Origin of the sequence: Streptomyces sp. NPDC058691 (assembly GCF_042714775.1) — a bacterium.
Taxonomy (GTDB): Bacteria; Actinomycetota; Actinomycetes; order Streptomycetales; family Streptomycetaceae; genus Actinacidiphila.
In genome coordinates this window covers 37703-63800 of record NZ_JBHXSO010000048.1, presented here as the reverse complement: position 1 = coordinate 63800, position 26098 = coordinate 37703, and the positions used below count along the sequence as shown (strand labels likewise).

Below are 26098 nucleotides of genomic sequence, written 5' to 3'. Positions count from 1 at the left end.
GCGGCACGCCGCTCCGGCCCGCACCGGCGCCAACAATCCGGGCGACTCCTGGCAGCATGTGGAGTCCCGGCCGAGCGCTGGCCGAACCAGAGCATCGACACTTTCCTGCGGGGCTGGATCCGCGTCCTCGGACGCAGGATCGACGGCACCGACCTGCTGCACGAACAAGTACAGGGCCGGCCGGGCTGGCGGGGGTCTGGCCCACCAGCTCGACACCGCCCGCACGACCCCGCCCACGTTCGACCCCGTGCTCGCCGGCTCCGCCGTGATCTCGGACGATGTGGATTCCGCGCGGGACCTGCGGATGTACGCCGGAGCCCTGGCCACCGACTTCGGCCGGGACCGACGCGAGGTCCTGGCGAGGATCAGCCGCTGCGAGTGGGCCCACGACGAAGACGCCTGGGCGGCCTGGGTGAACGACACTCCGCTCACAGACCGGCTCGAACCGGTCACCTGGCGGTCCGTGGCCCTCCAGCTGTCGGCGGCCCGGATCTACGAGTAGGCACGGCCACCCCCGGCGCGCCACCGGCAGGCTTCAGCTCGTGGGGTGTTCGGTGCGGTCGCTGTCCCAGCGGGTGTGGAACGAGCCGGGGCGGTCCGTGCGGCGGTAGGTGTGGGCGCCGAAGTAGTCGCGCTGGGCCTGGGTGAGCGCGGCGGGCAGCCGGGGGGTGCGCAGCGTGTCGTAGTGGGCCAGGGCGGCCGAGAAGGCGGGGGCGGGCACACCGTCCCGGGCGGCGTGGGCCACGACGAGACGCCAGGGCAGTTGCGCGGTCCCGAGTTCCCCGGCGAAGTGGGGGTCGGCCAGCAGACTGGGCATGTCCGGGTCGGCGGTGTACGCGTCACGGACCCGGTCCAGGAACGACGCCCGGATGATGCAGCCGGCCCGCCAGACGGAGGCGACCGTCGCCAGGTCCACGTCCCAGCCGTACTCCTGGCCGGCGGTCTGGATCTGGTGGAAGCCCTGCGCGTAGGAGATGACCTTGGAGGCGTACAGGGCCTGTTCGACCTGGTCCACGAATCGCTCCGCGTCGCGCGCGCCGAGCACGGTCGGGGTGGGGCCGGGCAGTGCGGCGGCCGTGGCGCGCAGCGCGCCGTGGCCGGACAGGGAGCGGGCGAACACGGCCTCGGCGATGCCGGAGACTGGGACACCGAGGTCGAGCGCGCTCTGCACGGTCCAGCGCCCGGTGCCCTTCTGCTCGGCGGCGTCGGCGATGACGTCGACGAACGGCAGTCCGGTGGCGGCGTCGCGGTGGCTCAGGACCTCGGCGGTGATCTCCACGAGGTAGGAGTTGAGCCGCCCCTCGTTCCAGGTCCGGAAGACGTCGGCGATGCGCTCGGGGCCGAAGCCGGTGGCGTGGCGCAGGAGATGGTAGGCCTCGGCGATGAGCTGCATGTCGGCGTACTCGATGCCGTTGTGGACCATCTTCACGAAGTGCCCGGCGCCGTCGGGGCCGAGGTGGGCGACGGCCGGGGTGCCGTCGGGGGTGGTGGCGGCGATGTCGTGGAGCACGGGGGCGAGCAGTTCGTAGGCCTCGGCGGAGCCGCCGGGCATGATGCTGGGCCCGTTGAGCGCCCCTTCCTCACCGCCGGAGATGCCGGTGCCCAGGAAGTGGATGCCGTGCTCGCGCAGGGCCGCCTCGCGGCGGCGGGTGTCGGCGTAGTGGGCGTTGCCGCCGTCGATGACGACGTCGCCGGGTTCGAGCAGCGGCAGGTACTCGTCGATCACGTCGTCGGTGGGCCGGCCCGCCTTGACCATGATGATCAGACGGCGTGGGCGTTCCAGGGACGCGACCATCTCCTTCGCGCTCTGCGCGGGGACGAAGGTGCCCTCGTGCCCGAAGTCCTCGGCCAGGGCTCTGGTGCGTTCGGGCGTGCGGTTGTGAATGGCGACGGTGTAGCCGCGACGTGCGAGGTTGCGGGCCAGGTTGCGACCCATCACCGCGAGGCCGGTGACACCTATCTGTGCGCTGCTCTGCATGGCTCCGCCTTCACGGGGTGCGGCGCCGGGGCACGGGCCCGTCACGGCGTCGGTCCGCCGTCGTGTTGCGGGCATGGAACGCTCCGGGCGCCTACTGATTGGAAAGGTCATTCCAAGTCAACAGGCCGCTTTTTGGAATGTCAATTCCAATCGGGATAACATGAGGGCATGACACCGACCGGCACCCAGCCCCCCTCGGGGGCCGCGCAGAGGACCACCGCGCCGGGCCGCCGCACCCGCGAGCGCATCGTCCAGGCCGCGGCGGAGCTCATGTTCCACAAGGGCGTGGCCGGCACGAGCATTCCCGACGTGCTCCAGGCCGCCAAGGTCAGCGCCTCGCAGGTGTACCACTACTTCGGCGACAAGCAAGGGCTGGTCAGCGCCGTCATCCAGTACCAGGCCGAGGCGCGTCTCGACAGCCAGCGCCCGCTCCTGGACCACCTCGACAGCTTCGAGGCGCTGCGCGCCTGGTGCGACGCGACGGTGGCCGAACAGGAGCGCCGCGACTGCACAGGGGGCTGCGAGATCGGCTCCCTGGCCGGTGAGCTCGTCGAGACCGACAACGGGGCCCGCTGCGATCTCGTCGCGGCCTTCGATGCCTGGGAGCGGCCCGTCCGTGAGGGACTCGCACGGATGCAGGAGCGCGGGGAGCTCTCCGCCGACGCCGATGTGCACGACCTGGCCACGGTGCTGCTCACGGCGGTCCAGGGTGGCCTGCTCCTCACGCAGGTCCGGCGCACCACCCATCCCCTCAGGACGGCCATGGACGCGGCGATGACCCACATCGAGAGCTTCGCGACCGGGCCCGCCCGGCAAGCCTGAGCCGGCCTCGACCGGCCCCGCCGGAAAAAGCCCGGCGCGCACGGCCCCGCCCCTGTTACCGTCGTCCGCATGAAGCGCGCTGCCATGACGACGACGCCGGAGAGTGTCCCGGCGCGCTGATCGATGCCATCAGTCCGAAGCCCCGGGGCGAGTGCCCCGGGGCTTCGGCGTTCCCGCGGCTCCTCGCCCGCCACCCCCGCGAGGAGACCGCCATGCACGACCACCGCAAACTGGGCCGGGAGCTCGGCCTGTTCGACACCGACCCGCTGATCGGCGCGGGGCTGCCCTACTGGCTGCCGGACGGGGCGACCGTACGGCACGCCCTGGAGAGTTACGTCCACGAAGCCGAGCGGCGCGCGGGGTACCGGCACGTCCACTCCCCGGTTCTCGGCAAGCGCGAGCTGTATGAGATCTCCGGGCACTGGTCCCACTACAGCGACGACATGTTCCCGCCGATGGAGCTGGGCGGCGAGCAGTTCGTCCTGCGGCCGAGCCTGTGCCCGCACCATGCGCTCATCTACCGCTCCCGCGCGCACAGTTACCGCGAGCTGCCGCTGCGCATGGCCGAACTCGGCGGCATGTACCGCTCCGAGCCGTCGGGCGTGCTCGGCGGCCTGGCTCGGGTCCGGGCCATCCAGCTCAACGACGCGCACATCTTCTGCACCCTCGACCAGGTCGGCGACGAGGCGCGCGGGGCCCTGGAGTTGATCCGCCGGGCGTACGGGGCGCTGGGCATCACCCCGGCCCGCTACCGGCTCTCCCTCCCCGGGCCCGGCGGCAAGTACGTCGCGGCCCCGGAGTTGTGGCGCCGGTCGACCGCACTGCTCACCGAGGTGCTGGACGGCTCGGGCCTGCCGTACGAGGCGGTGGAGGGCGAGGCCGCGTTCTACGGGCCGAAGATCGACGTGCAGGTCGCCGACGGCGCCGGCCGCGAGTCGACCCTGTCCACCGTCCAGGTCGACTTCCACCAGCCCGAGCGCTTCGATCTGCACTACATCGGCGCGGACGGCGCCAGGCACCGTCCGGCCATGGTCCACCGCAGCGTGATCGGCAGCGTGGAGCGGGCGGTGGCCCATCTCGTCGAGCGGCACGGCGGCGCGTTCCCGGCCTGGCTGGCGCCGACCCAGATCGCGGTCCTCCCGGTCTCCGAGGCCGAGTCACCCGTCGCCGAGGCGCTCGCCGGGCGCTGTCTCGATCTCGGCCTGCGCGCCGAGGTCGCCGGGCCGGACCGCGGCAGCCTGGGCGCACGGGTCCGGGCGGCGCGTCTGGTCCCGTACCAGGCCGTCATCGGCCCCAAGGAGGCCGTGGACGGCCACGTGGCACTGCGGCTGCGCGACGGACGGCGTCTCGCGCCCCGTCCCGCCGAGGATGTGCTCGCCCGCGTCGGGGCGCTGACCGGCGCGTACAGCACCGTCCTGTGGGACGAGGGCGGTGCCTGACCCCTCCGGACGCACGCGGCACCTCCCCGTCAGCCGGCCGTCGGCGGGGCGGGGCGCGGCTCCTCGTAGGGGATGCGGTTGAGGTGGCGGACCTCCCCCAGGGTGCCCCACTCGTCGGCGCCGAGCTTGGTGAGCGGGCGCAGCAGCGGGGCGCTGGGGCGACCGTCGGCGAGGACGCCCTCGTCGGCGACGGCGTGCAGCACGCGCCCGAAGACCAGGGTGGAATTGCCCATCCGCACGGTGGTGTGCGAGCGGCACTCCAGGGCGACAGGTGAAGCGGCGACCCGGGGCGGGCGCACCCGCAGGCTGGGCTCGCGCTCGATGCCCGCGTAGTCGAACTCGCTGACGCCGCGCGGGAAATCGGTGGCCGTCGCGTTGACGAGCGGCATCAGCGCCTCGGAGGCGAAGTTGACCACGAACTCGCCGGTGTCCTCCACGTTGCGCAGCGAGTCCTTCCGGCCGATCGAGGTGAACTGCACGATCGGCGGGTCGGTGCTCGCGATGGAGAAGAAGGAGTGCGGAGCGAGGTTCTCGGTCAGCCCGTCGGGCGTGACAGTGGAGATCCACGCGATCGGCCGGGGAACGATGACGGAGGTCATGAACCGGTAGAAGGCGGCACTGCTCATCGCCTCGGGATCGAAGTCGGCGCGCATGGCCGCAGTATCCCCGCGTGTCCACGCGCCCCGCCGTGCGCCCGCGGCCCGGCGTGTCGGGGATGATCCACAGCGGCCGCGGAGGCTACCACTCCCGGCCCGACCTGCGCGACTGCCGTGGAGATCCTGCCCACGGATTGATCAAGTTCCCTTAAACTGCGCGCCATGCACACGACCCTGACGGAGCACGCCCGGTGCCTGTACGGAGACGAGTACCGGCCCACGCGCGATTGCGTGCTCGATCACCGGGAGCACCACTTCGTCGAAGAACTGACCTTCGCCGACGCCGAATCGATCATCGCGATGCTGCACGACCTCAGCCCGCACGTGGTCGACGGCCTGCTGCCGGTCTGGATCCGCAACCTCGCCTACCGGCTCGCGCTCCTCCAGCGCCCCGACGATCCGGCGCTGCTGCGCGAGGCGGCCGACAGCCTCTATCTCCACGGCCCTGAGTGGGACGACATCGCCGCCGATCTGCGACGCCGGGCCGAGGCGCTGGACCGGCAGCCGGCCGGACCGCAGGCGTACTGACGGGGCGGCCCTCCGCCTGAGGCCCGGCCCGGCCGTCACCCGCCCGGCGCAGCCGCCGCGCGGCGATCGGGCGAAGTGGTGAACGCGGCCGGTTGCCGGACGGGCGGGCATGGAAGGTGACCCGCGCACACCACCACCCCGCACGAGCGCCCCGGGAGCCCCGCCATGACCAGGATCGCCGTCATTCTCGGCAGCACGCGGCCCGGCCGCAACGGGGCGGCCGTGGCGGAGTGGGTGTACGACAACGCCGCGGGGCGGGACGACGCGCAGTACGAGCTGGTCGACGTCGCCGACCTGGGACTTCCGCTGCTCGACGAGCAGGTGCCGCCGTCGATGGGCCACTACAGCCGCCCGCACACGCAGGCGTGGGCGGAGAAGGTCGCGTCGTTCGACGGGTTCGTCTTCGTGACCGCCGAGTACAACCACTCGATCCCCGGCGCGCTGAAGAACGCCATCGACTTCCTGTACGCGGAGTGGAACAACAAGGCGGCGGGGTTCGTGGGTTACGGCAGCGCCGGCGGGACGCGCGCGGTGGAGCACCTGCGGCTGGTGATGGCGGAGGTACAGGTGGCCACGGTGCGTGCGCAGGTGGCGCTGTCGCTGTTCCGCGACTTCGCCGACATGAGCCGGTTCGCGCCGGGCCCGCGCCGGGCCGAGGAGCTGGGCCTCGTCCTGGACCAGGTCGTCGCGTGGAGCAACGCCCTGGCGCCGCTGCGCCGGGTCTCCGCCGGCTGAGCCGGCAGGGGTGCGCCCCCGTGGCTCAGCCGGAGCAGGCGGTGCGCTGGGCCTCCTGCCACTCGCAGCGCGGGCAGAGCGGGGTGCCGGGGATCTGCGCCTTGTACTCGGTCGGCTCCCGGCACAGGGTGCACTCCGCGACCGGCTCGCCAGGGGCGGCCGTCCAGTCCACGGAGGCCGGCACCGGGATGTCGCAGTACGGTTCGCCGCTCATGGATCGCCTTTCGCAGAGGTGGCCGGAGAGGGACTCCGTGACTCATACGGTACCCACGGGCGGCCCGCGGGACCCCGGTGGCCTGGAGTGATGGCGGCGCGCCGGGCGGTTCGTACCCAACCCACGCCACGGCCGGCGCGCAGCCGGGAAGCTCGAAGCCGCGCAGCAGGCCCTGTCCCGGTTCCCGCGCCGCAAGGCCGAGGACCGCACCGCCAACCACCAGCGCGCGGTGGAGAAGGTTGCCCGGCTCCACGGCAAGGTACGGCGCCAGCGGCTCGACCACGCACACAAGACCGCCCTCGGCCTGGTCCGCGCACACGACTTCATCGCGCACGAAGACCTCCGGATCCGCAACATGACCAGGGCCCCCGCACCGAAGTCCGACCCCGACCAGCCGGACATCTTCCTGCCCAACGGGGCCGCCGCCAAGGCCGGGCTCAACAAGTCGATCAACGACGCCGGTTGGGGGGTGTTCCTGACGATCCTGCACGCCAAGGCTGAAAGTGCCGGACGGGAAGTGCTCGCCGTGGACCCCCGCAACACCTCCCGCACCTGCCCCGAATGCGGGCGCGCCGCCAAGGAGAACCGGCCCACACAGGAAAAGTTCCACTGCCTCGCCTGCGGCCACACCGCGCACGCCGACACAGTGGCAGCCACCAACGTTCTACGGGCCGGGCTGGTCCGTCGCAACGCCAACCCGGCATAGCGAGAAGCCCCCGCATCAGCCGGAGGAGGAGTCACGTAGATGTAGTGCGAGCCAGCCAGCCGGCCGACGTCGCAGGTGGCGGTGGGGTCGTCGTCCACCGTGTCACGGAGCGTCAGCAGGACCGACACCGGGTTCAGGCCGCTTCCGTTGTGGCCTACCGCGCGTGCCGACGTGTCGATGCCGACCAACGATTCGCGCTGCTCGGCCAGCTCGCGGAGGATGGCGGCCACGTCGCCGCGCAACTCCACGGCTTGCAGGTAGTGGTCGTCGACGTTCGCGGGCAGGCAGTCGATGGGCACGACGGTGCCCGACGGATCGGTGTTCCACAGTTCGAGGTCGTACGCGACGGCGTCGAAGCCGATGATCACCAGCGCTTCGGCGTGGGAGATGACGATGTCACCGGGCTGGTTGCGAAAGAGCCGCGACCGAGGTAGTGGTCCCCCAGTTCCCGCAACACCACTCCGGCCGCCTGGCAGGTCTCCACCACCGGCCACGTCGGTGCCGGCGATCAGGCCGCGCAGCGGATCAGCGCCCCCATCGTCGAGCTCTGGTACACCTCACGCGCGCGTTCGGGGTCGTGCCCGGCGCCGCCGCCCCCGTGCCGATGGGCCAGAACCGTCCGCACGAACCTGCGGAAACGGTCCTGTGCCAACCGGAGTGATCCCCGGCCGCCCGGTCAGGCGGGGCGGGCACGCCCCATGCAGGCCAGGGCCTTGCGCCGGCGGGCGCTGCCTGTGGTGTCCGTGGCGTCGGTGGGGACCATGTCCGGCACCTCGACACCGATGTTCCTGCTGGGGTCCAACGCCAGGGCGATACCGATCGGCCCGAGAATCAGCGACGCGACAAACGCCAGGACCAGGAACAGGGCGCTCTCGCGGGCGAAGCCGACGACCCACAGTGCGACGGTCGCCGTCAGGAGGACGGCGGCAGCGGCCGACGAGCGGATCACCGGGCCGCGGCGCAGGCGCCGGGTCGTCTCCAGGTCCTGGACGGCGAACACGCCCTCACGCCCGCAGTGTCCGCACCGCACGGTCACCCTCAACTCGCCGTGGTCGGGGCGGCGCACCACGGACGAGGTCTCCCGCGCCAAGGTCCGGAGCACTCTCAGCTCCACTGTGCTTTCCACGTGGTGCACCATCGTGAGCTTGATCTGCTCTGGCACGGTCCACGGCACGGGAACCCCCTTGCGTCGTCCGGCGGGACGTGGCGCTGCTGCAGGCCGGGGCCGGATTCTAGCCGGGCCGGGAGGCATCTCGACAGCCCCGGCCGCCCGGCCCGTCCGGTGTTCTCCCGTCTTCCCGGGCTTCCTTCTCCGGCCTCCCGGCAGTGGCCCGATCCGGGCATGGCGGGACAAGCCGAGCACCGCGCCCACCCACCCCGCAGGGGCAGCTGACCTGGAGGTTTGGGGTGACCATGTGAAGATCTTCAAGTGCCCCAACCGCCTGGTTGTTTGGTGATCCACTACTGCTAGGGTGATCGGGTTTCCAGAAGGCTGATGGCGCGTCATGCGCGCGGGGGACAGTCTCCAGGGCCCCATCTCGGAGGAGCGGCTCTTGGCTCGGCACGACGGCACACACCCTGTCCCGGTGTTCGCCGCCGGCCCGACGCCGCGGCCAGGATCGTCGCTTCCTGCGTGATGCGACTTGAAGAGAGCCTCATGACATCAATTTGGGCTGATCCACTCCTGTGGATCTCGATAGCTGTATTTTTTGCCGCCGTCCTGGTCATCCTGCGCGCCCGCAGGACGAACATGATCCTGCGCAGCAACAACGCCCGGCTCCAGGGCGAACGCACCTCGCTGCAGCAGGAGCGGGACCACATCCGCGCGGCCCATGCCGAACTGCGGGAACAGCACGCCGCCGAAGTGGCGGAAGTGCGCAAGGATGCGGAGGAGGACACCAAGACCGTCCTGAAGTCGGCGATGCGCACACTGCAGGTGCTCGCCGACGAGCAGCAGGTCGTCATCGACCGCGTGCAGAAGAAGTACGGCGACGACCCTCAGATCCTCGCCGACCTGATGGCGATCGACCACGCCAACAGCCAGTTCGGCCGCCGTGCCCAGGGGATCGCCGTGCTCTGCGGCGGCTGGCTCGGCCGCCGTGAGGCCATCGCCTCGGTGTACGACGTGGCGCGCAGCGCGCAGGGCCGCATCCGGCGGTTCGACCGGGTCCAGATCCACGCGCAGGTGCACTTCACGGTCGCCAGCCGGGCCGTCGAGCCGGTGGCCGTCGTGCTCGCCGAGTTGCTGGCCAACGCCACCAACTACAGCGCGCCCGACACCCCGGTCGAGATCAACATCCGTGCCGTCCCCAAGGGCGTCTGCGTGATCGTCGACGACGCCGGCCTCGGTATGAGCCAGGAGGAGAAGGACCGCGCCGCGCTCCTGCTGTCCCCGACCGCTCCGGTGGGGATCACCACGCTCGGCAACCCCCCGAAGTTCGGTTTCGCCGTCGCGGGCATGCTCGCGGCCCGCTACGGGTTCGAGGTCTCCGTCGACTCCGTCTCCCCGTACGGCGGCGTGCGGGCGGTAATCCTTCTGCCGGAGGGCCTTCTGAGCAACGAAATCCCCGTACCGCAGCCCGAGGCCGTCCACGACCGCGCCCACGACCACGACAACGCCGAGCCGGCGCCCCCCAAGCGCCTGGCGCCCGTGAGCGCTCCCGTTCCCATGGCCGCCACCGGCACGACGGCGGGCGGCCTGCCCAAGCGCCGTCGCCAGCGGGTGTCGGTGCTGCCGCAGCCCGCCGCCCCGGCGGCGTCCGAATCCGGCGGCACCCCCGCGCCGGAGCCGGAGCCGGCCAGCGGTACGCGGGCCTCGCGTATCGGTGCGTTCCAGCGCGGAACCCTGTCCGGTCGGGACATGACGAACACGGAAGGACTCCAGGACCAATGAACCCCGATCTGTCGTGGGTGCTGAACGACGTACTCCAGGTGCGCGGCGCCCGGCACGCGATCCTCGTCTCGGCCGACGGTCTGCTGCTGGAGAAGTCCAGCGAGATCGGCCGTGACGACGCGGAGACCAACGCGGCGGCGATGAGTTCGATGCAGTCGCTGTCGCGGGCCGTGGCCCCGTTCGCCGGCGGCGGTGCGAGTCCGTGGCGGCAGACGCTGCTGGAGTACGAGCACGGCTGGATCTTCCTGATCGCCGCGGGCGACGGCGCGTACCTCGCCGCGTCGGCGGCCCCGGACGTGGACATGGAGGCCATGAGTTTCCGTATGCAGCAACAGGTCGGCGCGCTGGGCAAGGCGATGACCACGCCGCCTCGCCAGAACGCCGGTGCCGAGGCATGACGTCGTCCGGCAAGGAGGAACCGGTCTCGAGCGACTTCGTCCGCTCCTACGTCATCACCGGCGGCCGCCAACTCCCGGCCGCGGACAAGCTGTCCCTGCTCACCCTGGTCACCATCGCCCCCGACCGGGAGCTGCCCCTCGGGGCCGGTCCCGAGGTGCGTGCCATCTGGGAGCTGTGCTCCGGGGGTTACCTGTCGGTGGCCGAAGTGGCCGCCCACCTGGAACTCCCGGTGGGCGTCGCGAGGTTGCTGCTGACCGATTTAACCGAGCATGGGCATCTGCTGCGCCGTGAAGCCCCGCCCCCCGCCCAGGCCGTCGACAAGAGAATCCTCGAAGAGGTGTTGCATGGACTCCAAAGGCGCTTTGCCTGACAGCGCGTATGTGTCGGAGGGGGTGACCACCGCCGCGAAGATCCTCGTGGTGGGGCACTTCGCCGTGGGCAAGACGACGTTGATCGGCACACTCTCGGAGATCGCCCCGCTGCGCACCGAGGAGAAGATGACGCAGGCCTCGCTCCACGTGGACGATCTGGCGGGCGCGCCGGACAAGCGGACCACCACGGTCGCGCTGGACTTCGGCCGCCTGACGCTGAGCGAGGAACTGGTCCTCTACCTCTTCGGCACCCCTGGTCAGCAGCGCTTCATGCAGCTGTGGGAGGACATGTCCCGGGGCGCGCTCGGGGCACTGCTGCTGGTCGACCCCGCGCGGCTCGCCGAGTCGTTCCCCGTCATCGACCTCGTCGAGAAGTACGGCCTGGAGTACGCCATCGCCGTCAACAACTTCGACGCCGAGCACCGCTACCAGGAGGACGAGATACGGGAGGCGCTCGACCTCTTCCCGCACACCCCCGTCGTGTACTGCGACGCCCGTGACGAGGCCTCCTCGGCACAGGCGTTGATCTCCCTCGTCCAGCACCTGCTCACCCACGCCGCCTGACCGCCGGACCCTTCGCCGCCCACAAGGGCGGGAAGGCTCCGGCCCCCTCAAGGAACCCCCATGGAATCTCAGCACGCCACCCCCGTCCCCGGCGCCCCTGCCAGATGCCCGATGCACGGCCACGACTTCGCGGCCGACCCCGGGCGGATCTACGACCAGTTGCGCGACTTCGGCCCCGCCGCCCCGGTCGAGCTGTCCCCCGGTGTCGACGCCACCTTGGTGACCGAGCACGACACCGCGCGCCGCGTCCTGCAGAACCCCACGCTCTTCGCCCGTGACTCCCGCCGCTGGGCCGCGCTCAACGAGGGCCGCATCGCGCTGGACAACCCCGTCCTGCCGATGATGGCCTACCGGCCCAACTGCCTGTTCACCGACGGCACGGTGCACCTGCGGCTGCGCAAGGCGGTCACCGAGAGCCTCGACAAGCTCAACGTCAGCCGGCTGGCCCGTGATGTGGAGCAGATAGCCGACTACCTGATCAGCCAGTTCAGCGAGCGCGGCCGCGCCGACCTGCTGAACGACTACGCCAAGCTGCTGCCGCTGCTGCTGTTCAACAAGCTCTTCGGCTGCCCCGCCGACATCGGTGACCGCCTGACCACCTCGATGGCCGCCATCTTCGACGGCGAGGACGCCCTGCGGGCCAACGAGGAGCTCACCGCCTGCCTGATGGAGCTGATCGCCCTCAAGCGGCGCACGGCCGGCGAGGACATCACCTCCTGGCTGATCGCGCACCCCGCGGGCCTCAACGACGAGGAGCTGAAGGACCAGCTCGTCATGCTCATGGGCGCCGGCGTCGAGCCCGAGCGCAACCTCATCGGCAACACCCTGCTCCTGCTGCTGTCCGAGGACTCCTCGGGCCGCCGGTCGGGCATGCTGATCGAGGAGGCCATGGACGACGTGCTGTGGAACAACCCCCCGATCGCCAACTACGCGACGCACTACCCGCTTCAGGACGTGGACCTCGACGGCGTCGAGGTGGCGGCCGGCACCCCGCTGGTCATCAGCTTCGCCGCCGCCAACAGCGACCCGGCGCTCACCGCCGAGCGCGAGACGCTGAGCAAGGGCGCCCACCTCGCCTGGGGTGCCGGGCCGCACGCCTGCCCGGCGAAGTCCCCGGCCCAGCTGATCGCCCTGACGGCGGTGGAGAAGATCCTCAACACCCTCCACGATCTGACGCTCGCCGAGGACCCCGAGAAGCTGCAGTGGCGCCCGGGTCCGTTCCACCGGGCCCTGGTGGCACTGCCGGTGAGCTTCAGCCCCATTCCCGCCACCCGGTTCGCCGAGCCGCTGCCGCAGGCCCAGGAGCCGGCGGCGACCGGTCCGGTGACGGCGGAGGGGGAGCCGTCCTCGCCGGCCCGGCCGCAGGCGAAGAAGGGATTCTGGAGCACCTTCCTGGACCTCTTCCGCGTCTGACGAGCGGCATGTGACAGGAGCAACACCCAAGGACCGCATGACCGCAGGAGGGGGACGGGTAGGTTCCGCCGGTCCGGACGCCCAGCACGAGGAGCTCTGCGTGACCGCAGTCGGTGACATGAGCGGCACAGTCATTGACCGTCGAGCCGTCATATCCGTCCTTCGGCGCCTTCGCACCGCCCAGGGGCAGGCCGATCCCTTCCCCCTCTACGAGGAACTGCGCACCATGGGTGATGTCGTGCCCGCCCCCTGGGGCGGGTACTTCATCACCGGATACGACGCCTGCGACCAGGTCCTGCGCGGCAGGAACTGGATCGTCCCCGACTTCGCCTGGCAGGAGCGGCAGCGCGACACCGAGCGCTGGCACGCCCCGGCCACGCAGGAGATGAGCCGGACGCTGTCCCGGCTGAACGCGCCGGCCCACACCTGCCAGCGCCGCAGCCTCGGGAACCCCTTCGACCGCGCCACCGTCGCCGACATGCGGCCGGAGGTCGAGCGGCACGTCGCCCGGCTTCTCGACTCGCTGGAGGACAGGCTGCTCGCCGACGGCGCCGCCGACTTCGTCGGCACCGTCAGCGAGCAGTTGCCGGTCGTCACCATCGGCCGCTGGCTGGACATCCCGGCCACGGAGTACGCACGCATCCTCGATTTCACGCACCGCCAGGTACACGCGCAGGAACTGCTGCCCACCAAGTCGGAGTTGGCCATATCGGAAGAGGCCACGGCCGATATGCGGGCCTTCTTCACCGAGCTGGTGAACGGCCGGCGCGCACGGCCTGGCAACGATGTCCTGTCCGGCTGGATCCGGCACTGGGACGAGCAGCTGCCCGGCGACCGCGAGGCGGCCGACCGGATGATCTACCAGTTGGTCATGTTCCTCACCATCGCCTCCCTGGAGACCACGGCCACCTTGCTGTCGGTGGCCGTATGGCTGCTGCTCGACGAGCCGGCGCGCTGGCAGTGGCTGCGACGTCACCCCGAGCACGTCGACGACGCCATCGAGGAGGCACTGCGCTACGACCCGCCCATCCACCTCAACAGCCGCGTCGCCGCCGACGACACGGTCCTGGGGGGCGTCCCGATCGCCAAGGACACCATGGTGCACGTGATGTACGGGGCGGCGAACCACGATCCGCGGCGCAACGCCGATCCCCATGTCTACGACATCCTCCGCAAGGGCACGCATCTCACCTTCGGCGGCGGCGCCCACTACTGCCTGGGGGCGGCGCTGGCCCGGCTCGAGGCCCGCACTTTGCTGACCGCATTGCTGAAACGATTCCCCACACTTCGCCTCGCCTCCGCGCCCTCGTACGCGCCCCGCATGGTCTTCCGCCGTGTGACCTCCATGAAAGTGACGGCATGAACGCCCCGCAGTCCCTCCCCTGCACGACCACCCCCACGCTCGGGCCCCTCAGGACCCTCAGGACCGGCCGGCGGGGCCCGGTCCTGGACATCGAGCTGCACGACCCCGACCAGGGCAACGCCGTCACCGAGGCCATGCTGGACGAACTGCTCGCGGTCCTCGGCGCCCCGGAGCCGGGGGTCCGGGTCATCGTGCTGTCCGGCGCCGGGGACGACTTCTGCCTGGGCGGCGACCGCACCGAGTACACCGATTTCCTCGACCACGACCCCACCGGCGGCGGCATCCGCACGTCGGCCACCAAGGGCCGCCTCGTCTGCGAGGCACTGAGCGGCAACTCCGCGGTCACCATCGCCAAGGTCCACGGCAAGGCCATCGGCGCGGGGCTCGGCCTGGCCCTCGCCTGCGACCTGCGCGTGGGCGCCGACACCTGCTCCTTCCGCCTCCCGGAACTCGCCCTCGGCCTCCCCACCGCCTGGGGCGGCCTCCTCCCCCGGCTCCTCAACGAGATCGGCGCCGCGCGCGTGCGCGAGCTCGTCCTCACCGGAAGGTCCTTCGACGCCCAGGAGGCGCTGTCCCTGTCCGTGCTGCAGAAGGTCGTCCCCGAAGCGCAGCTCGACGACGCCATCGCCGCATGGGCGCGGCCCGTCGTGCGCCGCCCGGAGGGCGCTCTGCGGGTGACCAAGACCCTCCTCAACTCCTATACGGCCCCCACCCGTCTCGCCGACACCTCGGCCCTGGACGCGGAGCTCATGGCCGCCGTCCTGGCGGCCACCCACTATGCGCGCAAGGAAGGCACGGTCCACCACATGTGAGCCACCGGGGTCCGCCCCCGCCCGCCCGCGCCCCGCTGGCCCCGCTGCTTGCCGGCGGCACCGCGACGAAAAGCCCCGGCCCTGGCCCCGCCGGGGCTTCGTCTCGCGGTGCCGCCGGCCTTCATGTCGCCGGTCCGTCCGGCCGGTCCGGCTCCCGACGCGCCAGGTGCCCCGGATTGTCCGGAATCCGCCTGTGGTGCACCTATGTCCTGGCATCCTGCTGGACGGCGCAACCCGCGCCGCACGCCGCCGAGTTCCGCCCGTACTGCCCGGAGCCGCCCGGCGGCGGGGCGCCCGCCCCGGCCCCTCCGTCACCTGACACCCACCGATCCCGAAGGACTCGCCCATGCCCGCGGTCACGCCCGAGCCCCACCAGACCACCGCGCTGATCGTCAACCGGCACGGTCAGTACCTGCTCCACCTGCGGGACGCCAACAAGCCGATCAGCGACCCGGGCACCTGGTCACTCCCCGGCGGGGCCAGGGAGGGCGACGAGACGCCGGAGGAGGCGATCGCGCGGGAGCTGATGGAGGAGGCGGGCCTCACGATCGACGGCCTCACCCGTTTAGGCGTCGTCGACCGCCCCGGCCCCGACGGCCGCCCCCGGCCGCACATCCAGATCTTCCTGGGCCGGTGGGACGGCAACCCCTCCCTCATCGAGGTGGGCGAGGGCATCATGTTCGCGTTCTTCGACGTCGCGACGATGGCGCACCTGACGGTGGCGCCCTGGGCGGCCGGTGTGATCGCCCGCCACCAGGCCGCCGTCGGCCCCGTGCCGCCGTCCGGCGGACCGCGGGCAGGACGCGGCGCGCCGAACGTCATCGGCGCCCACCTGTACCTCGAACGCGACGGTGAGGTCCTGCTCGGCCTGCGCCACCCGGACTCGCCCTTCGCACCGCTGCAGCACCACTTCCTTGCCGGGCACTGCGAGCAGGAGTCCGCCGTCGCCTGCCTCGTGCGCGAGGCCCGCGAGGAGGCGGGCCTGGTCATCGACCCGAACGACGTCGAGTTGGTCCACGCCGTCCACATGCTCCACGCACCCGGCACCCGGCCCCGCCTGCAACTGGTCTTCCGCGCCCGGCAGTGGAAGGGCGAGCCGCAACTCCTCGAACCCGACAAGTGCGTCAGCTGGGACTGGTGGCCCGCCGACCGCCTTCCCGACCCCACCGTCCCCTACACCCGCGCCGCCATCGACGGCATCCGGCACGGCCGCCTGTACACGGAAATGGGCTGGGCCTGACCGCCCTCGTGCGGCGCCGCGGATGTGAACCGGCCGGCGACAGAGGAGACCGCTCAGAAGCGCACGTAGACGTTCTTCGGCTGGGTGTACCCCTCCAGCTCCTCGATGCCCTCCTCCCGTCCCACGCCGGAGTTCTTCACGCCGCCGAAGGCGGTGCCGGGGAGATGGCCCGAGCTGGAGTTGACCCACACGTAACCCGCGCGCAGGTCGCGGGCGGCGGACAGGGCGGTGCGGAGGGTGGTGGTCCAGACACCTGCGGTGAGGCCGTAGGGCAGGGCGTTGGCCTCGGCGACGGCCTCCTCGTAGGTGTCGAAGGGGGCCGCGACGAGGACCGGCCCGAAGATCTCGTCCGTGAACAGGGGGCCGCCGGGCCCGGCGGGTGCGGAGAAGAGGGTGGGCCGGACGTAGTACCCCGGACGGTCGGGGAACGTGCCGCCCGCGACGAGGTCGAGGGCGGGGTCGGCGAGGCCGGCCCGGATGTAGGAGGAGACCCTGCTGTAGTGGGCCGACGAGACCAGGGGGCCGACATCGGTGCCGGTCTCGGAGGGGTCGCCGATCCGCAGGTCGTCCATGCGCCGGCCCACCTCCCCGACCACGCGCTCGTACAGCGACTGGTGCACGAGCAGACGGGAGGTGGATCCGCAGCTCTGGCCCTGCCACGTGAAGTTCATCCCGGCCATGACGCCGTCGATCGCGGCGGGCACGTCCGCGTCGCGGAACACGATGACGGGGTTCTTCCCGCCGAGTTCCAGGGTGACCGTCTTGACGGCGGCGCTCGCCGCGCGCGCCTGGACGCGCCGGCCCGTGGCCGACGAGCCCGTGAAGGCGATGCGCGGGACGTCGGGGTGGGTCACGAGCCGTTCGCCGACCACGGAACCGAGGCCCGGCACGATGTTGAGCACCCCCGGCGGCACGATGCGGGCGGCGATCTCACCGAGGCGCAGCGCCGACAGGGACGTCGCCTCGGCGGGCTTCAGGACGACGGCGTTGCCGGCCAGCAGCGGCGCGGCGATACGGGCCGCCGCGAACATCAGCGGGTGGTTCCACGGGATGATCCGCCCGACCACGCCGAAGGGGTCGCGCAGGGTGAAGTCGAGCGCGTCGTGGTCGGCCATGGGAATGGTCTCGCCGCGCAGCTGGAGCGCCAGGCCGGCGAAGTAGCGCAGCTGGGCCACCGCCACGCGGAAGTCGCCCCGCATCACCGCGATCGGGCTGCCGTTGTCGATCGTGTCGATCCAGGCCAGCTCCTCGCCGTGCGCCTCCACGGCTTCGGCCAGCGCGGTCAGCACGGCGGCCCGGTCGCCGATCGAGGTCGCGGCCCAGGACGGCGCCGCGTCGCGGGCGGCGTCGACCGCGGCGTCCACGTCGACGGAGCCCCCGTGGGGCATGCGGGCGGCCACCGTCTCGTCCGCCGGGTTGATCACGTCGACCGTGCCCCCCGAGACCGCGTCGGTCAGTTCCCCGCCTATCAGCATGTGCCAGGGACGATCCACGATCTCGCGCGTGCGGGGCCGCGCGGCGAGAGTGCCCTGCGGATGAGTCAGCCACGAAGTACGCATACATCCCATGTTTGCACCAATAAGGGACATATGTTGCAATACTTAGATTTCGTCTAGGTAAACGCCCGCCCAGTGCGGCTCAGCCGCCGTAGAAGTTCCGCTGCCAGCGGTGACGGCCCAGCACGTCGAGCTGTCCGGGCGCCAAGGCGCGGCCGTCGCTCACGGCGGCGTTCCGCTCGACGTTGCGCACGGAGCGCATGCCGGGGATCACGGTGGAGACCGCCGGGGAGCTCAGGACGAAGCGCAGCGCCGTCTCGGCGAGCTCCTCGCGGCCGATGCCGAGGTCGCCGACGATGGCGTCGACGTGCCGCTCGACCTGGGCGGGGCGGTCGCCGCGGAAGTAGCGGTTGCGGAAGTCGCCCTCCGGGAAGGTGGTCCCGGCGGTGACGCGGCCGGTGAGCCCGCCCTCGTCGAGCGCCACCCGGACGATGACGCCGACGCCGTGCTCCTGGCAGGCCGGGAAGAGGGCGTCCGCGGGAGCCTGGTCGAAGATGTTGTAGATGACCTGCACGGTGTCGACCACGCCGCTGCGCACCAGGGCGAGCGCGTTGCCGGGTTCGTGGTCGTTGACGGAGACGCCGAAGAGGCGGATCTTCCCCTCCTTCTTCAGCTCGGCGATCGTCTCCAGCCAGTCGCCGCGGCCCACCCACTCGTCGCTCCACACGTGGAACTGGAGGACGTCGAAGTGGTCGAGGCCGCTCGCCCGCAGGCTGGTCTCCAGGCTCTCGCGGATGTGCGCGCCCGGGAACGCGTCCGCCGGGTCGACGCCGCCGGGCGCGGGCCACAGGCGGTTCTTCGGAGGGACCTTCGTCGCCACGAGGATGTCGTCGCCCGCCCCGGCCCGGCGGCGGACGAACCGCCCCACGATGCGCTCGCTCTCGCCGTAGCCGCGGGCGGTGTCGATGAAGTTCACCCCGAGGTCGACGGCCCGGTCCAGCGCCCGGACCGACTCGTCCTCGGTCGCGCCCACCCACGCCGACTCCCCGATGCCCCAGGCTCCGTAGCCGATCTCGGACACCCGAAGCCCGCTGCGTCCCAGGTCCCTCGTGCGCACAGTCGTCCTCCCGCGGATGCCGCCGTGGCGGCGCGATCGATCCCCGTCGGCACGACGATAGGCGATCACGCGCGTCCCGTTCGGCGTCCGGGGCGACACGGCACCGCGGACGGCGGAAATGCCGGAACGCCGTCACCGGCTTGATCGTCCTGACAGGATGATCAGGCGGCGACTCCCCGCCAAGTGTCGTGGATGCGACGCGCGTTCATGCTCCCCGGCACCCGGAGAAGCCTCATGCTCGAATCGATCGGCCTGAGCCCCCAGGACGAGGCGGTCTACGAGATCCTGATCCGCCGGACACAGGCCACCGTCACCGATCTCGCCCACGACGGCCACCTCGCCGCCGCCGCGGCCCGGCGCTCGTTGCAGTCCCTCGTGGCGCTCGGACTCGCGATCCGCTCCCCCGGGCGTCCCGTCACCTATGTCGCGGTCTCCCCCGACACCGGACTGGAGGCGGTGCTGCGGGACCGCGAACGCTCGCTGAACGACGTGCGCGCGCAGGTCGCCGGCCTCATGGACCTCTACCGCGCCGCCACCCGCTTCGTGAACCCGGACGACCTCGTGGAGGTCGTCTCCGGCCGCGACGACGTCAACCGCCGCTGGGCGCACATGCAGCAGAGCACCCGCACCCAGGTGCGCGGCTTCGACCGCCCCCCGTACGCCGCGGTCGAGGCGCACACCGAGCCGAACCCGGACGAGCTCGACCTGCTGGACCGCGGGGTGGCCTATCGCGTCATCTACGACAGCAGCGTCCTGGCGCTCCCCGGCTGGCTGGACGACGTCACGCTCGGCATACGCCACGGCGAACAGGCGCGCATAGCCCCCGACCTGCCCATGAAACTGGCCGTATCGGACGACCGGCTGGCCATCATCCCCCTGCTGCGCCCCGGCGACAACGTCGTGACCGCCTGCTACCTCATCCACCCCTCGCCCCTGCTGGACGCCCTGATCGCCCTCTTCGAGGCGGTGTGGGAGCGCAGCGTCCACGTCCGGGCGCACGAGGCGGTCGCGGCGCGGGGCGGCGGTGAGGAGCTGTCGCCGCAGGAGGCACGGCTGCTGACGCTGCTCGCGGCGGGCGCCACGGACAAGGCCGCCGGGCGCGCGATGGGGTGGAGCGAGCGGACCGTGCAGCGGCATGTCACCAAGCTCATGCAGCGCTTCGGCGCGCAGACCCGCTTCCAGATCGCCATGGAGGCCACCCGTCGCGGGTGGATCTGAACTCGCCCTGGGACCCCACCGGTAGACGCCGCCGCGGCCGCCGACGCCATCTGATGTCACGTGCCCCCAGATGGGTGTAGCCTCGGGGACGTCAGGGTGCACAACCGCACAAACCGTATGAATCGCCGCCGGAGAGGGCCCAACCGCCCCGGGGCGGCATCCAAGGCGCGGCGCCCCGCTGCCGCTTCGCGGGTCGCTCGTACGCCGGTCGCGCCGCCGCGGCGCGCCGGACCACCATCGCGCACGCACCCCGGGCCGGTGCCGCGGCACGCATGCGGCCACGGCCACGGGACCAAGCAGGGGGCGGCCCTGCCGGCCGCCGCCGGAGGAAGTGCCCGTCATGACTTCCCTTGCCATGAACGCACATGAGAACCGCCTGTTCATCGGGGGCCGGTGGACCGAACCGTCCGGCCGCCGCACCATCACCGTCACATCGGCCGGCACCGGCGAACTCCTGGGGGCCGTGCCGGAGGCGACGACGGCCGATGTCGACCACGCCGTCCGCGCGGCCCGCACCGCCTTCGACACCCCGGGCGGCTGGCCCTCCTGGGAGCCAGAGCGCCGCGCGGCGGCCATGGTCCGGCTCGCGGATGAGCTCGACGCCCGGAGCGAGGCGACCGCGAGCACCGTCAGCGCGCAGAACGGCATGCCGATCTCCTTCTCCCGCGCGTTCGAGGGCTCCGTCCCGGCCGCCCTCCTGCGGTACTACGCCGCACTGGTCAGCGCGGCGCCCCGTGCGGAGTTCCGGTCCGGCCTGCCCCGGGGCACGACCGAGGTCCGCCGGGAGCCGGTGGGCGTCGTCGCCGCCGTCATGAGCTGGAACTTCCCGCAGACCCTGGCCTTCTTCAAGCTCGCCCCGGCGCTGGCCGCCGGCTGCACGGTGGTCCTCAAGCCGGCCCCGGAGACCGTCCTGGACTCGGTGCTGCTGGCCGAGGCGGTCGCCGCGGCGGGCCTGCCCGCCGGAGTGGTCGGCATCGTTCCCGCCGGGCGTGAGATCGGCGCGTACCTGGTCGCGCACCCGGGCGTCGACAAGGTCGCCTTCACCGGCTCGACCGCGTCGGGACGCCGGGTCGCCGCCGCCTGCGCTGCCCTGCTCCGGCCGGTGACGCTGGAACTCGGGGGCAAGTCCGCGGCCGTCGTCCTGGACGACGCCGACCTCGGGGCGGACGCCGGGGAGCGCTTCACCACCAGCTTCCTCAACAACGGCCAGACCTGCTTCGCGAGCACCAGGATCCTGGCACCCCGCAGCCGTTACGACGAGGTCGTGGCGGTCTACACCGCGATGGCGCGCGACGCGCGGGTGGGCGACGCGCTCGACCCCGCCACCCAGATCGGCCCGCTGGTCAGCTCCCGGCAGCGGGAGCGCGTGGAGGGCTACATCGGCAGGGGCCTGGCCGACGGCGCCCGGCTCACCGCGGGCGGGGGCCGCCCGCCCGGTCTCGACCGCGGCTGGTTCGTCGAACCGACCGTCTTCGCCGACGTCGACAACTCCTCGGTGATCGCGCAGGAGGAGATCTTCGGCCCGGTCCTGACGGTCACCCCCTACGAGGACGAGGACGACGCCGTCCGCCTCGCCAACGACTCCGTGTACGGCCTCGCCGGCAGCGTCTGGACCACCGACCTGGAACGCGGCGCGCGCGTGGCCCGCCGGATCCGCACGGGCACGATCGGCCTCAACGGCTATCTGCCCGACATCACCTCCCCCTACGGCGGCGTGAAGGGCAGCGGCCTCGGCCGGGAACTGGGCCCCGAAGGGCTGGCGGCGTACCAGCAGCTCCAGTCCGTCTACCATCCCTGACCACTCACGCTGACCCGCGGCCGAACCGACGGTAGCGTGACCGGCATGACGACCGGGGGCGGGGCGGCGGACGGGGCGGACTCGGCGGACGGGGAGGCCCTGGCCGGCGGCATGGTCAACGCGGGCGCGGTCTTCCGGCGCGGTGCCCTGGTGGAGCGGCCGGCGCCACGCACCGCGCGGGCCCTCCACGCCCACCTCCTCGCACTCGGGGAACGCGGCTTCGACGCGGCCCCGAGGCCGCTCCGTCTCACCGATGACGGCCGTGAACAGCTGACCTGGATCCCCGGCGACGTCGCCCTGCCGCCGTTCCCGGAGTGGGTGATGGCCGAGACCGCGCTGCGGTCGGTGGGCAGCCTGCTGCGGCGCCTGCACGAGGCGAGCGCGGCCATCGAGGTCGACGGCCGCGCCCCGTGGCCCCGGGAACTGGCCGACCCGGCGGGAGGGACGCTGCTGTGCCACAACGACGTGTGCCTGGAGAACGTCGTCTTCCGCGACGGCCGTGCCGCCGCCCTGATCGACTTCGACCTGGCGGCCCCCGGCCGGCCCGTGTGGGACGTCGCCATGACCGCCCGCTACTGGGTCCCCATGCTCGATCCCGAGTCCGCGGCGGACCTCTACCCCACCGGGCCGGACGCCGCGGCGCGGCTGCGGATCCTCGCCGACGGCTACGGCCTCTCCCCGCGGGAGCGCGCCGAACTGCCCGAGGTCATCGAGCAGGCCACCGCATCCTGCCGGGCGTTCGTCGCCGGCCGCGTGGCCGGCGGCGACCCCGGGTACGGCCGGATCCTGGCCGAGCGCGGCGGCTGGCGGCGCTGGGACCGCGTACAGGCGTGGCTGGTGGCCCACCGCGGGACGTTCACGGCCGCCTTGCTGGACTGACCGGCCCGAAGGCCGCCGGGGACGCGCTATCCCGTCGTGCCGAAGGTGACACGGTAGTAGCAGGCCCCCTTGCAGGACATGGTCGCCGAGTCGTCGAACGCGTAGGAGTAGGCGTAGGGCGCGGCCTTCTTGAAGACCTGGGTGTAGTCGACCGGCCACTTCGAGGGCACGCAGTTGGTGCGGCCCGCCCACGCACCGCGGCAGCAGTACGTGTCGCCGCCGAATGCCGCGCAGGGCGGCTTGCAGCCGATGACCTGGCCGCCGGCCTTGGCCTGCATGCCGCTCGGGCAGACCACGGGGCTCGTGCAAGTGCCCTTGTAGCAGCCGGAGGCGCTGACCGGGTCGCTGCTGGTGGTGTGGGAGATGTTGATGTACATGGGCAGGTTGGACCCGTCGACCATGCTCACGTCGTAGAAGTCCAGACCGGCGTACGCGTCGAAGGTGAACTCACCGAGCGTGGTGGGCGGGTTGGGGCCGTTGCACACGGTGGTGCAGTCACCGGTGCGGCACACGCTCGCGGCGGTCGTCGCGCAGCCCGTGCGGCCCCAGATCCGGCCGCCCCACTTGTTGCCCACGGTCAGCGAGGTGCTCTGCCCGGGGGCGAGCCTGCGGCCGTCGGGGTAGGCCGGGGAGTTGGTGACGACGGCCCAGATCGTCTCCTGCGTCCGGTTGACCACGGTGATCGACCGGCTGCCGGCCGGGGCCGCGGCCTGCGACGTCCGCGTCTTGGGTGTGGCCTTGGCACCGGGGGACGGTCGCTTGCTCCCCTTCGCCGAAGGGCTGGGCGAACCGGAGGGGCGGTGGCCGGCCGAGGGGGATGCCGAGGGCGAGGCGGCCGGAGTCGTCACCGCCGCCGCCACGGAGGGGGCCGGGGCTGCCGCCGCGCCCCGTCCTGCGGCCGGCGTCGCCGGGCCGTCGCCCGTGCCGAACTGCGTGAGGGCCCCGTACACCGCCAGAACCGTCACCGCGACCGCTGCTGCCGCGAACACCGGCCACCGTCCCCGCCGGGACCTCGCGCCGTGCCGACTGCGTCGTGCCATCCTTGTGCCTTCCTCGTTCCCACCTGGTGCCTGCGTACGTATCGGGGACCGCGTCCGGGGGCGCCCGACAACACAAATCCGTACGGCGATCCGGCGGAATTTGTGTTGTCCGGGCCGCGGCCGGCCGTCTCCTTTACGTGCAGGCATCCCCGTCCGCCCCGCGCACGGGGCGGACGGATCAGGGGAGCGAGACCAAGTGCCGCGCCACGGGGCGCCGGTACGAAGGGAAGAGTGGAGCCAGATGCGCAAGACCCACCGGAGCGGACCCGGCGCCGGGGTGGTGGTGGCGGCACGCGCGGGCGACCGGCAGGCGCTGGACCAGCTGGTGGCCGAGTGCCTGCCGCTCGTCTACAACATCGTCGGCCGGGCGCTGAACGGCCACGCCGACGTCGACGACGTCGTACAGGAGACGCTGTTGCGCATGGTGCGGGGGCTGGCGGAGCTGCGGGACCCGGGGGCGTTCCGCTCCTGGCTGGTGGCGATCACGATCCGGCAGGTCCGCGATCACGCGCGGCTGCGCGCGACGGCCCGGGACCGCAGCGCGGACCTGGAGGCCGCCGAGCAGATACCCGACCCCGGCCTCGACTTCGCCGGGCTGACGATCCTGCGGCTGGGCCTGACCGAACAGCGCCGCGAGGTCGCCGAGGCCACCCGGTGGCTCGACGAGGACGACCGGGAACTGCTGTCGCTGTGGTGGCTGGAGGAGAGCGGCGAGCTGGACCGGCCCGAGCTCGCCTCGGCGCTGGGCCTGTCGGACCGGCACGCCGCCGTGCGCGTGCAGCGCATGAAGAAGCAGATGGAGGCGGCCCGCGTGGTGGTGCGGGCCCTGAACGCCACGCCCCGCTGCGCCGGGCTCCAGGCGCCGGCCGACAACTGGGACGGCGCGCCGAGCCCGCTGTGGCGCAAGCGCTTCGCGCGGCACGTACGCGGGTGCCCGGTGTGCGGCGGGATGGAGGAGGGGCTGTACCCGATGGACCGCCTGCTGAGCGGGCTGCCGCTGCTGGCGGTGCCCCCGGCGCTCGACCCGGCCCGGGTGGTCGCGGCCGTGGCGCGCGAGGCGGGGACGGCCGCGGGACCCGGTGGACCGGGGTCCTCCGGCGGTTCGGGGAGCTCAGGCGGTTCCGGGAACTCCGCGGGGCACAGGGCGGCCGGCCGGGCGCGGCATTCGCACCGGGCCGCACGGCCCGGGTCGCGCGTGTTCAGCACGCCGGTCGTCTCGGGGGCCGCGGTCGCGGCCGTGGTCACCGTGGCGCTGCTGGCCGCCGGGCTCACGGCGGGCTCTTCGGACAGCCCCGGGAAAGCCGCGCTGCCCCTCCCGTCCGTCTCCGCCGCCACGCACACCGCCTCGCCGCACCCCTCGGCCCGCTCGACGAGCCCGTCTCCCTCCCCCAGCGCGTCGAAGTCACCGGCGAAGCGGAAGGCCACGCCCAAGCCCACGCACAAGGCACCCGCCGCCCCGCCCGCGGTGAACATCGCCTCGACGTCCAAGAAGGGCGTGGGGGTGTGGACCTTCCCAGGTGTGAGCAAGGCGCTCGCCGCGTCCGGCGCGAGCTGGTACTACACCTGGTCCACGGCCCACTCCGAGGTGACGAGCCCGCCCTCCGCCGGATTCGTCCCGATGATCTGGGGCCGCGACTCCGTCACACCGCAGAACCTCTCCCAGGCGAAGTCCCAGGGCCCCTACCTGCTGGGCTTCAACGAGCCGGACATGGCACAGCAGTCGAACATGACGGTGGAGCAGGCCCTTTCCCTGTGGCCGCAGCTCATGGACGCCGGCAAGGTCCTCGGCAGCCCCGCGGTCGCCTACGGCGGCGACACCCCCGGCGGCTGGCTGGACCGCTTCATGTCGGGGGCGAAGGCGAAGGGTTACCGCGTCGACTTCATCACGCTGCACTGGTACGGCGGCGACTTCCGCACCGCGGAGGCGGTCGGGCAGCTGAAGTCCTATCTGAACGCGGTGTACCAGCGCTACCACAAGCCGATCTGGCTCACCGAGTACGCCCTGATCGACTTCTCCCAGGGCACCCGCTTCCCCTCCGCCGACCAGCAGGCGGCCTTCGTCACGGCCTCCACCAAGGCTCTGGAGGGCCTGCCGTACCTCCAGCGCTACGCGTGGTTCGGGCTCGGGGCCGACGCCTCCGCCCCGAGCAGCGGCCTGTTCACCAACGGCACGACGGCGACGGCCGCGGGCCGGGCTTTCCAGGCGGCACACTCATAATGCCCCGGGCCGTCGGTTGATTCACAGCCGTATTTAATTTCCCGGCCTCTTCCCTCTGTCGTCCCCTCACCAAAGGCCGGGACATGTCGGGAATGCCGATCCGGAATTGCGTGCTTGCGCCGCCGGATCGGCCTCGGATAACTTGTCGACGCATCAACAGGCGGAGACACGGCCGGAGATGACCACTCCGGCCTTCCGG

25 protein-coding genes and 1 pseudogene are annotated in these 26098 nt (G+C 72.2%); 19 read left to right on the top strand and 7 right to left on the bottom strand.

Going from position 1 to position 26098, the window contains the following annotated elements; all coding sequences use genetic code 11:
• Positions 1-502: hypothetical protein (locus tag ACFWVC_RS28960; RefSeq protein WP_384293193.1), on the top strand; the 502-nt coding region annotated here is incomplete at its 5' end.
• A 33-nt stretch (positions 503-535) separates the two neighbouring features.
• Here the strand turns inward: ACFWVC_RS28960 and gndA are convergent.
• A complete protein-coding gene (gndA, locus tag ACFWVC_RS28955; RefSeq protein ID WP_384293189.1) occupies positions 536-1978 on the bottom strand; it encodes an NADP-dependent phosphogluconate dehydrogenase in 1443 nt (480 codons plus the stop codon).
• 168 nt (positions 1979-2146) lie between these two features.
• On the opposite strand from gndA, the gene ACFWVC_RS28950 reads away from it, so the two are divergent.
• Both ACFWVC_RS28950 and thrS read left to right on the top strand, forming a co-directional pair.
• The gene (locus tag ACFWVC_RS28950; protein WP_384293184.1) at positions 2147-2800 is read left to right on the top strand and encodes a TetR/AcrR family transcriptional regulator; all 654 of its coding nucleotides are present in this window, start codon (positions 2147-2149) and stop codon (positions 2798-2800) included.
• Positions 2801-3012: 212 nt separating this feature from the next.
• Positions 3013-4239 (top strand): threonine--tRNA ligase, encoded by a 1227-nt coding sequence (gene thrS / locus ACFWVC_RS28945; protein WP_384293180.1) that lies wholly within the window; start codon positions 3013-3015, stop codon positions 4237-4239.
• A gap of 29 nt (positions 4240-4268) precedes the next feature.
• On the opposite strand, the gene ACFWVC_RS28940 is transcribed toward thrS, so the two are convergent.
• Positions 4269-4892, bottom strand: coding sequence for a flavin reductase family protein (locus tag ACFWVC_RS28940; RefSeq protein WP_384293176.1), 624 nt, complete (start codon positions 4890-4892; stop codon positions 4269-4271).
• A gap of 165 nt (positions 4893-5057) precedes the next feature.
• On the opposite strand from ACFWVC_RS28940, the gene ACFWVC_RS28935 reads away from it, so the two are divergent.
• Both ACFWVC_RS28935 and ACFWVC_RS28930 read left to right on the top strand, forming a co-directional pair.
• Entirely contained in the window at positions 5058-5423 is a 366-nt protein-coding gene (locus ACFWVC_RS28935; RefSeq protein WP_384293172.1) for a hypothetical protein, read from the top strand.
• A gap of 165 nt (positions 5424-5588) precedes the next feature.
• Positions 5589-6158, top strand: coding sequence for an NADPH-dependent FMN reductase (locus ACFWVC_RS28930; protein ID WP_384293169.1), 570 nt, complete (start codon positions 5589-5591; stop codon positions 6156-6158).
• 25 nt (positions 6159-6183) lie between these two features.
• Here ACFWVC_RS28930 and ACFWVC_RS28925 read toward each other — a convergent pair whose 3' ends face one another.
• Positions 6184-6372, bottom strand: coding sequence for a hypothetical protein (locus ACFWVC_RS28925; protein ID WP_384293166.1), 189 nt, complete (start codon positions 6370-6372; stop codon positions 6184-6186).
• Between the two features lie 103 nt (positions 6373-6475).
• Between ACFWVC_RS28925 and ACFWVC_RS28920 the strand changes: the two are divergent.
• Both ACFWVC_RS28920 and ACFWVC_RS28915 read left to right on the top strand, forming a co-directional pair.
• Positions 6476-7078: pseudogene (locus ACFWVC_RS28920) on the top strand (RNA-guided endonuclease InsQ/TnpB family protein); the annotation flags it as partial.
• Between the two features lie 44 nt (positions 7079-7122).
• A complete protein-coding gene (locus tag ACFWVC_RS28915) occupies positions 7123-7512 on the top strand; it encodes a hypothetical protein (protein ID WP_384293161.1) in 390 nt (129 codons plus the stop codon).
• Positions 7513-7754: 242 nt separating this feature from the next.
• On the opposite strand, the gene ACFWVC_RS28910 is transcribed toward ACFWVC_RS28915, so the two are convergent.
• The gene (locus ACFWVC_RS28910; RefSeq protein ID WP_384293157.1) at positions 7755-8252 is read right to left on the bottom strand and encodes a hypothetical protein; all 498 of its coding nucleotides are present in this window, start codon (positions 8250-8252) and stop codon (positions 7755-7757) included.
• Between the two features lie 483 nt (positions 8253-8735).
• Here ACFWVC_RS28910 and ACFWVC_RS28905 point away from each other — a divergent pair, with 483 nt between their 5' ends.
• The 8 genes from ACFWVC_RS28905 to ACFWVC_RS28870 all read left to right on the top strand — a co-directional run bounded on the left by ACFWVC_RS28905 (position 8736) and on the right by ACFWVC_RS28870 (position 16133).
• Positions 8736-9971 (top strand): ATP-binding protein, encoded by a 1236-nt coding sequence (locus ACFWVC_RS28905; protein ID WP_384293153.1) that lies wholly within the window; start codon positions 8736-8738, stop codon positions 9969-9971.
• On the top strand, positions 9968-10369 hold the full coding sequence (locus tag ACFWVC_RS28900; RefSeq protein ID WP_384293148.1) for a roadblock/LC7 domain-containing protein: 402 nt from the start codon (positions 9968-9970) through the stop codon (positions 10367-10369). Before ACFWVC_RS28905 ends, ACFWVC_RS28900 begins: the two co-directional genes overlap by 4 nt.
• Entirely contained in the window at positions 10366-10740 is a 375-nt protein-coding gene (locus tag ACFWVC_RS28895; protein ID WP_384293143.1) for a DUF742 domain-containing protein, read from the top strand. Before ACFWVC_RS28900 ends, ACFWVC_RS28895 begins: the two co-directional genes overlap by 4 nt.
• Positions 10715-11305: an ATP/GTP-binding protein gene (locus tag ACFWVC_RS28890; RefSeq protein ID WP_384293137.1), complete on the top strand. Its 591-nt coding sequence runs from the start codon at positions 10715-10717 to the stop codon at positions 11303-11305. Before ACFWVC_RS28895 ends, ACFWVC_RS28890 begins: the two co-directional genes overlap by 26 nt.
• A gap of 60 nt (positions 11306-11365) precedes the next feature.
• The gene (locus tag ACFWVC_RS28885) at positions 11366-12718 is read left to right on the top strand and encodes a cytochrome P450 (RefSeq protein ID WP_384293133.1); all 1353 of its coding nucleotides are present in this window, start codon (positions 11366-11368) and stop codon (positions 12716-12718) included.
• Between the two features lie 100 nt (positions 12719-12818).
• Positions 12819-14081 (top strand): cytochrome P450, encoded by a 1263-nt coding sequence (locus ACFWVC_RS28880; protein ID WP_384293129.1) that lies wholly within the window; start codon positions 12819-12821, stop codon positions 14079-14081.
• Positions 14078-14893, top strand: coding sequence for an enoyl-CoA hydratase/isomerase family protein (locus ACFWVC_RS28875; protein WP_384293125.1), 816 nt, complete (start codon positions 14078-14080; stop codon positions 14891-14893). The genes ACFWVC_RS28880 and ACFWVC_RS28875 overlap by 4 nt, the downstream gene beginning before the upstream one ends.
• Positions 14894-15239: 346 nt before the next feature.
• On the top strand, positions 15240-16133 hold the full coding sequence (locus tag ACFWVC_RS28870) for an NUDIX domain-containing protein (RefSeq protein ID WP_384293120.1): 894 nt from the start codon (positions 15240-15242) through the stop codon (positions 16131-16133).
• A gap of 53 nt (positions 16134-16186) precedes the next feature.
• On the opposite strand, the gene ACFWVC_RS28865 is transcribed toward ACFWVC_RS28870, so the two are convergent.
• Both ACFWVC_RS28865 and ACFWVC_RS28860 read right to left on the bottom strand, forming a co-directional pair.
• On the bottom strand, positions 16187-17692 hold the full coding sequence (locus ACFWVC_RS28865) for an aldehyde dehydrogenase family protein (protein ID WP_384293114.1): 1506 nt from the start codon (positions 17690-17692) through the stop codon (positions 16187-16189).
• A 79-nt stretch (positions 17693-17771) separates the two neighbouring features.
• Positions 17772-18746, bottom strand: coding sequence for an aldo/keto reductase (locus tag ACFWVC_RS28860; protein ID WP_384293109.1), 975 nt, complete (start codon positions 18744-18746; stop codon positions 17772-17774).
• A 234-nt stretch (positions 18747-18980) separates the two neighbouring features.
• Here ACFWVC_RS28860 and ACFWVC_RS28855 point away from each other — a divergent pair, with 234 nt between their 5' ends.
• The 3 genes from ACFWVC_RS28855 (at position 18981) to ACFWVC_RS28845 (ending at position 22641) form a co-directional block, all read left to right on the top strand.
• Complete coding sequence (locus ACFWVC_RS28855) at positions 18981-19964, top strand: helix-turn-helix domain-containing protein (protein WP_384293104.1); 984 nt, start codon at positions 18981-18983, stop codon at positions 19962-19964.
• 355 nt (positions 19965-20319) lie between these two features.
• The gene (locus tag ACFWVC_RS28850) at positions 20320-21762 is read left to right on the top strand and encodes an aldehyde dehydrogenase (RefSeq protein WP_384293208.1); all 1443 of its coding nucleotides are present in this window, start codon (positions 20320-20322) and stop codon (positions 21760-21762) included.
• A 45-nt stretch (positions 21763-21807) separates the two neighbouring features.
• Entirely contained in the window at positions 21808-22641 is an 834-nt protein-coding gene (locus ACFWVC_RS28845; protein WP_384293098.1) for a phosphotransferase, read from the top strand.
• A 26-nt stretch (positions 22642-22667) separates the two neighbouring features.
• Here the strand turns inward: ACFWVC_RS28845 and ACFWVC_RS28840 are convergent, their stop codons facing one another.
• The gene (locus ACFWVC_RS28840; protein WP_384293091.1) at positions 22668-23630 is read right to left on the bottom strand and encodes a thaumatin family protein; all 963 of its coding nucleotides are present in this window, start codon (positions 23628-23630) and stop codon (positions 22668-22670) included.
• A 292-nt stretch (positions 23631-23922) separates the two neighbouring features.
• Here ACFWVC_RS28840 and ACFWVC_RS28835 point away from each other — a divergent pair, with 292 nt between their 5' ends.
• Entirely contained in the window at positions 23923-25899 is a 1977-nt protein-coding gene (locus ACFWVC_RS28835; protein ID WP_384293086.1) for a sigma-70 family RNA polymerase sigma factor, read from the top strand.
• The last annotated feature ends 199 nt before the right edge of the window (positions 25900-26098 follow it).

What these genes read in the sequence shown, in the direction of transcription:
- gndA (WP_384293189.1), bottom strand. Translation starts at nt 1,978, where the DNA reads ATGCAGAGCAGCGCACAGATAGGTGTCACCGGCCTCGCGGTGATGGGT.
- ACFWVC_RS28950 (WP_384293184.1), top strand. Translation starts at nt 2,147, where the DNA reads ATGACACCGACCGGCACCCAGCCCCCCTCGGGGGCCGCGCAGAGGACC.
- thrS (WP_384293180.1), top strand. Translation starts at nt 3,013, where the DNA reads ATGCACGACCACCGCAAACTGGGCCGGGAGCTCGGCCTGTTCGACACC.
- ACFWVC_RS28940 (WP_384293176.1), bottom strand. Translation starts at nt 4,892, where the DNA reads ATGCGCGCCGACTTCGATCCCGAGGCGATGAGCAGTGCCGCCTTCTAC.
- ACFWVC_RS28935 (WP_384293172.1), top strand. Translation starts at nt 5,058, where the DNA reads ATGCACACGACCCTGACGGAGCACGCCCGGTGCCTGTACGGAGACGAG.
- ACFWVC_RS28930 (WP_384293169.1), top strand. Translation starts at nt 5,589, where the DNA reads ATGACCAGGATCGCCGTCATTCTCGGCAGCACGCGGCCCGGCCGCAAC.
- ACFWVC_RS28925 (WP_384293166.1), bottom strand. Translation starts at nt 6,372, where the DNA reads ATGAGCGGCGAACCGTACTGCGACATCCCGGTGCCGGCCTCCGTGGAC.
- ACFWVC_RS28905 (WP_384293153.1), top strand. Translation starts at nt 8,736, where the DNA reads ATGACATCAATTTGGGCTGATCCACTCCTGTGGATCTCGATAGCTGTA.
- ACFWVC_RS28900 (WP_384293148.1), top strand. Translation starts at nt 9,968, where the DNA reads ATGAACCCCGATCTGTCGTGGGTGCTGAACGACGTACTCCAGGTGCGC.
- ACFWVC_RS28895 (WP_384293143.1), top strand. Translation starts at nt 10,366, where the DNA reads ATGACGTCGTCCGGCAAGGAGGAACCGGTCTCGAGCGACTTCGTCCGC.
- ACFWVC_RS28890 (WP_384293137.1), top strand. Translation starts at nt 10,715, where the DNA reads ATGGACTCCAAAGGCGCTTTGCCTGACAGCGCGTATGTGTCGGAGGGG.
- ACFWVC_RS28885 (WP_384293133.1), top strand. Translation starts at nt 11,366, where the DNA reads ATGGAATCTCAGCACGCCACCCCCGTCCCCGGCGCCCCTGCCAGATGC.
- ACFWVC_RS28875 (WP_384293125.1), top strand. Translation starts at nt 14,078, where the DNA reads ATGAACGCCCCGCAGTCCCTCCCCTGCACGACCACCCCCACGCTCGGG.
- ACFWVC_RS28870 (WP_384293120.1), top strand. Translation starts at nt 15,240, where the DNA reads ATGCCCGCGGTCACGCCCGAGCCCCACCAGACCACCGCGCTGATCGTC.
- ACFWVC_RS28865 (WP_384293114.1), bottom strand. Translation starts at nt 17,692, where the DNA reads ATGCGTACTTCGTGGCTGACTCATCCGCAGGGCACTCTCGCCGCGCGG.
- ACFWVC_RS28855 (WP_384293104.1), top strand. Translation starts at nt 18,981, where the DNA reads ATGCTCGAATCGATCGGCCTGAGCCCCCAGGACGAGGCGGTCTACGAG.
- ACFWVC_RS28850 (WP_384293208.1), top strand. Translation starts at nt 20,320, where the DNA reads ATGAACGCACATGAGAACCGCCTGTTCATCGGGGGCCGGTGGACCGAA.
- ACFWVC_RS28845 (WP_384293098.1), top strand. Translation starts at nt 21,808, where the DNA reads ATGACGACCGGGGGCGGGGCGGCGGACGGGGCGGACTCGGCGGACGGG.
- ACFWVC_RS28835 (WP_384293086.1), top strand. Translation starts at nt 23,923, where the DNA reads ATGCGCAAGACCCACCGGAGCGGACCCGGCGCCGGGGTGGTGGTGGCG.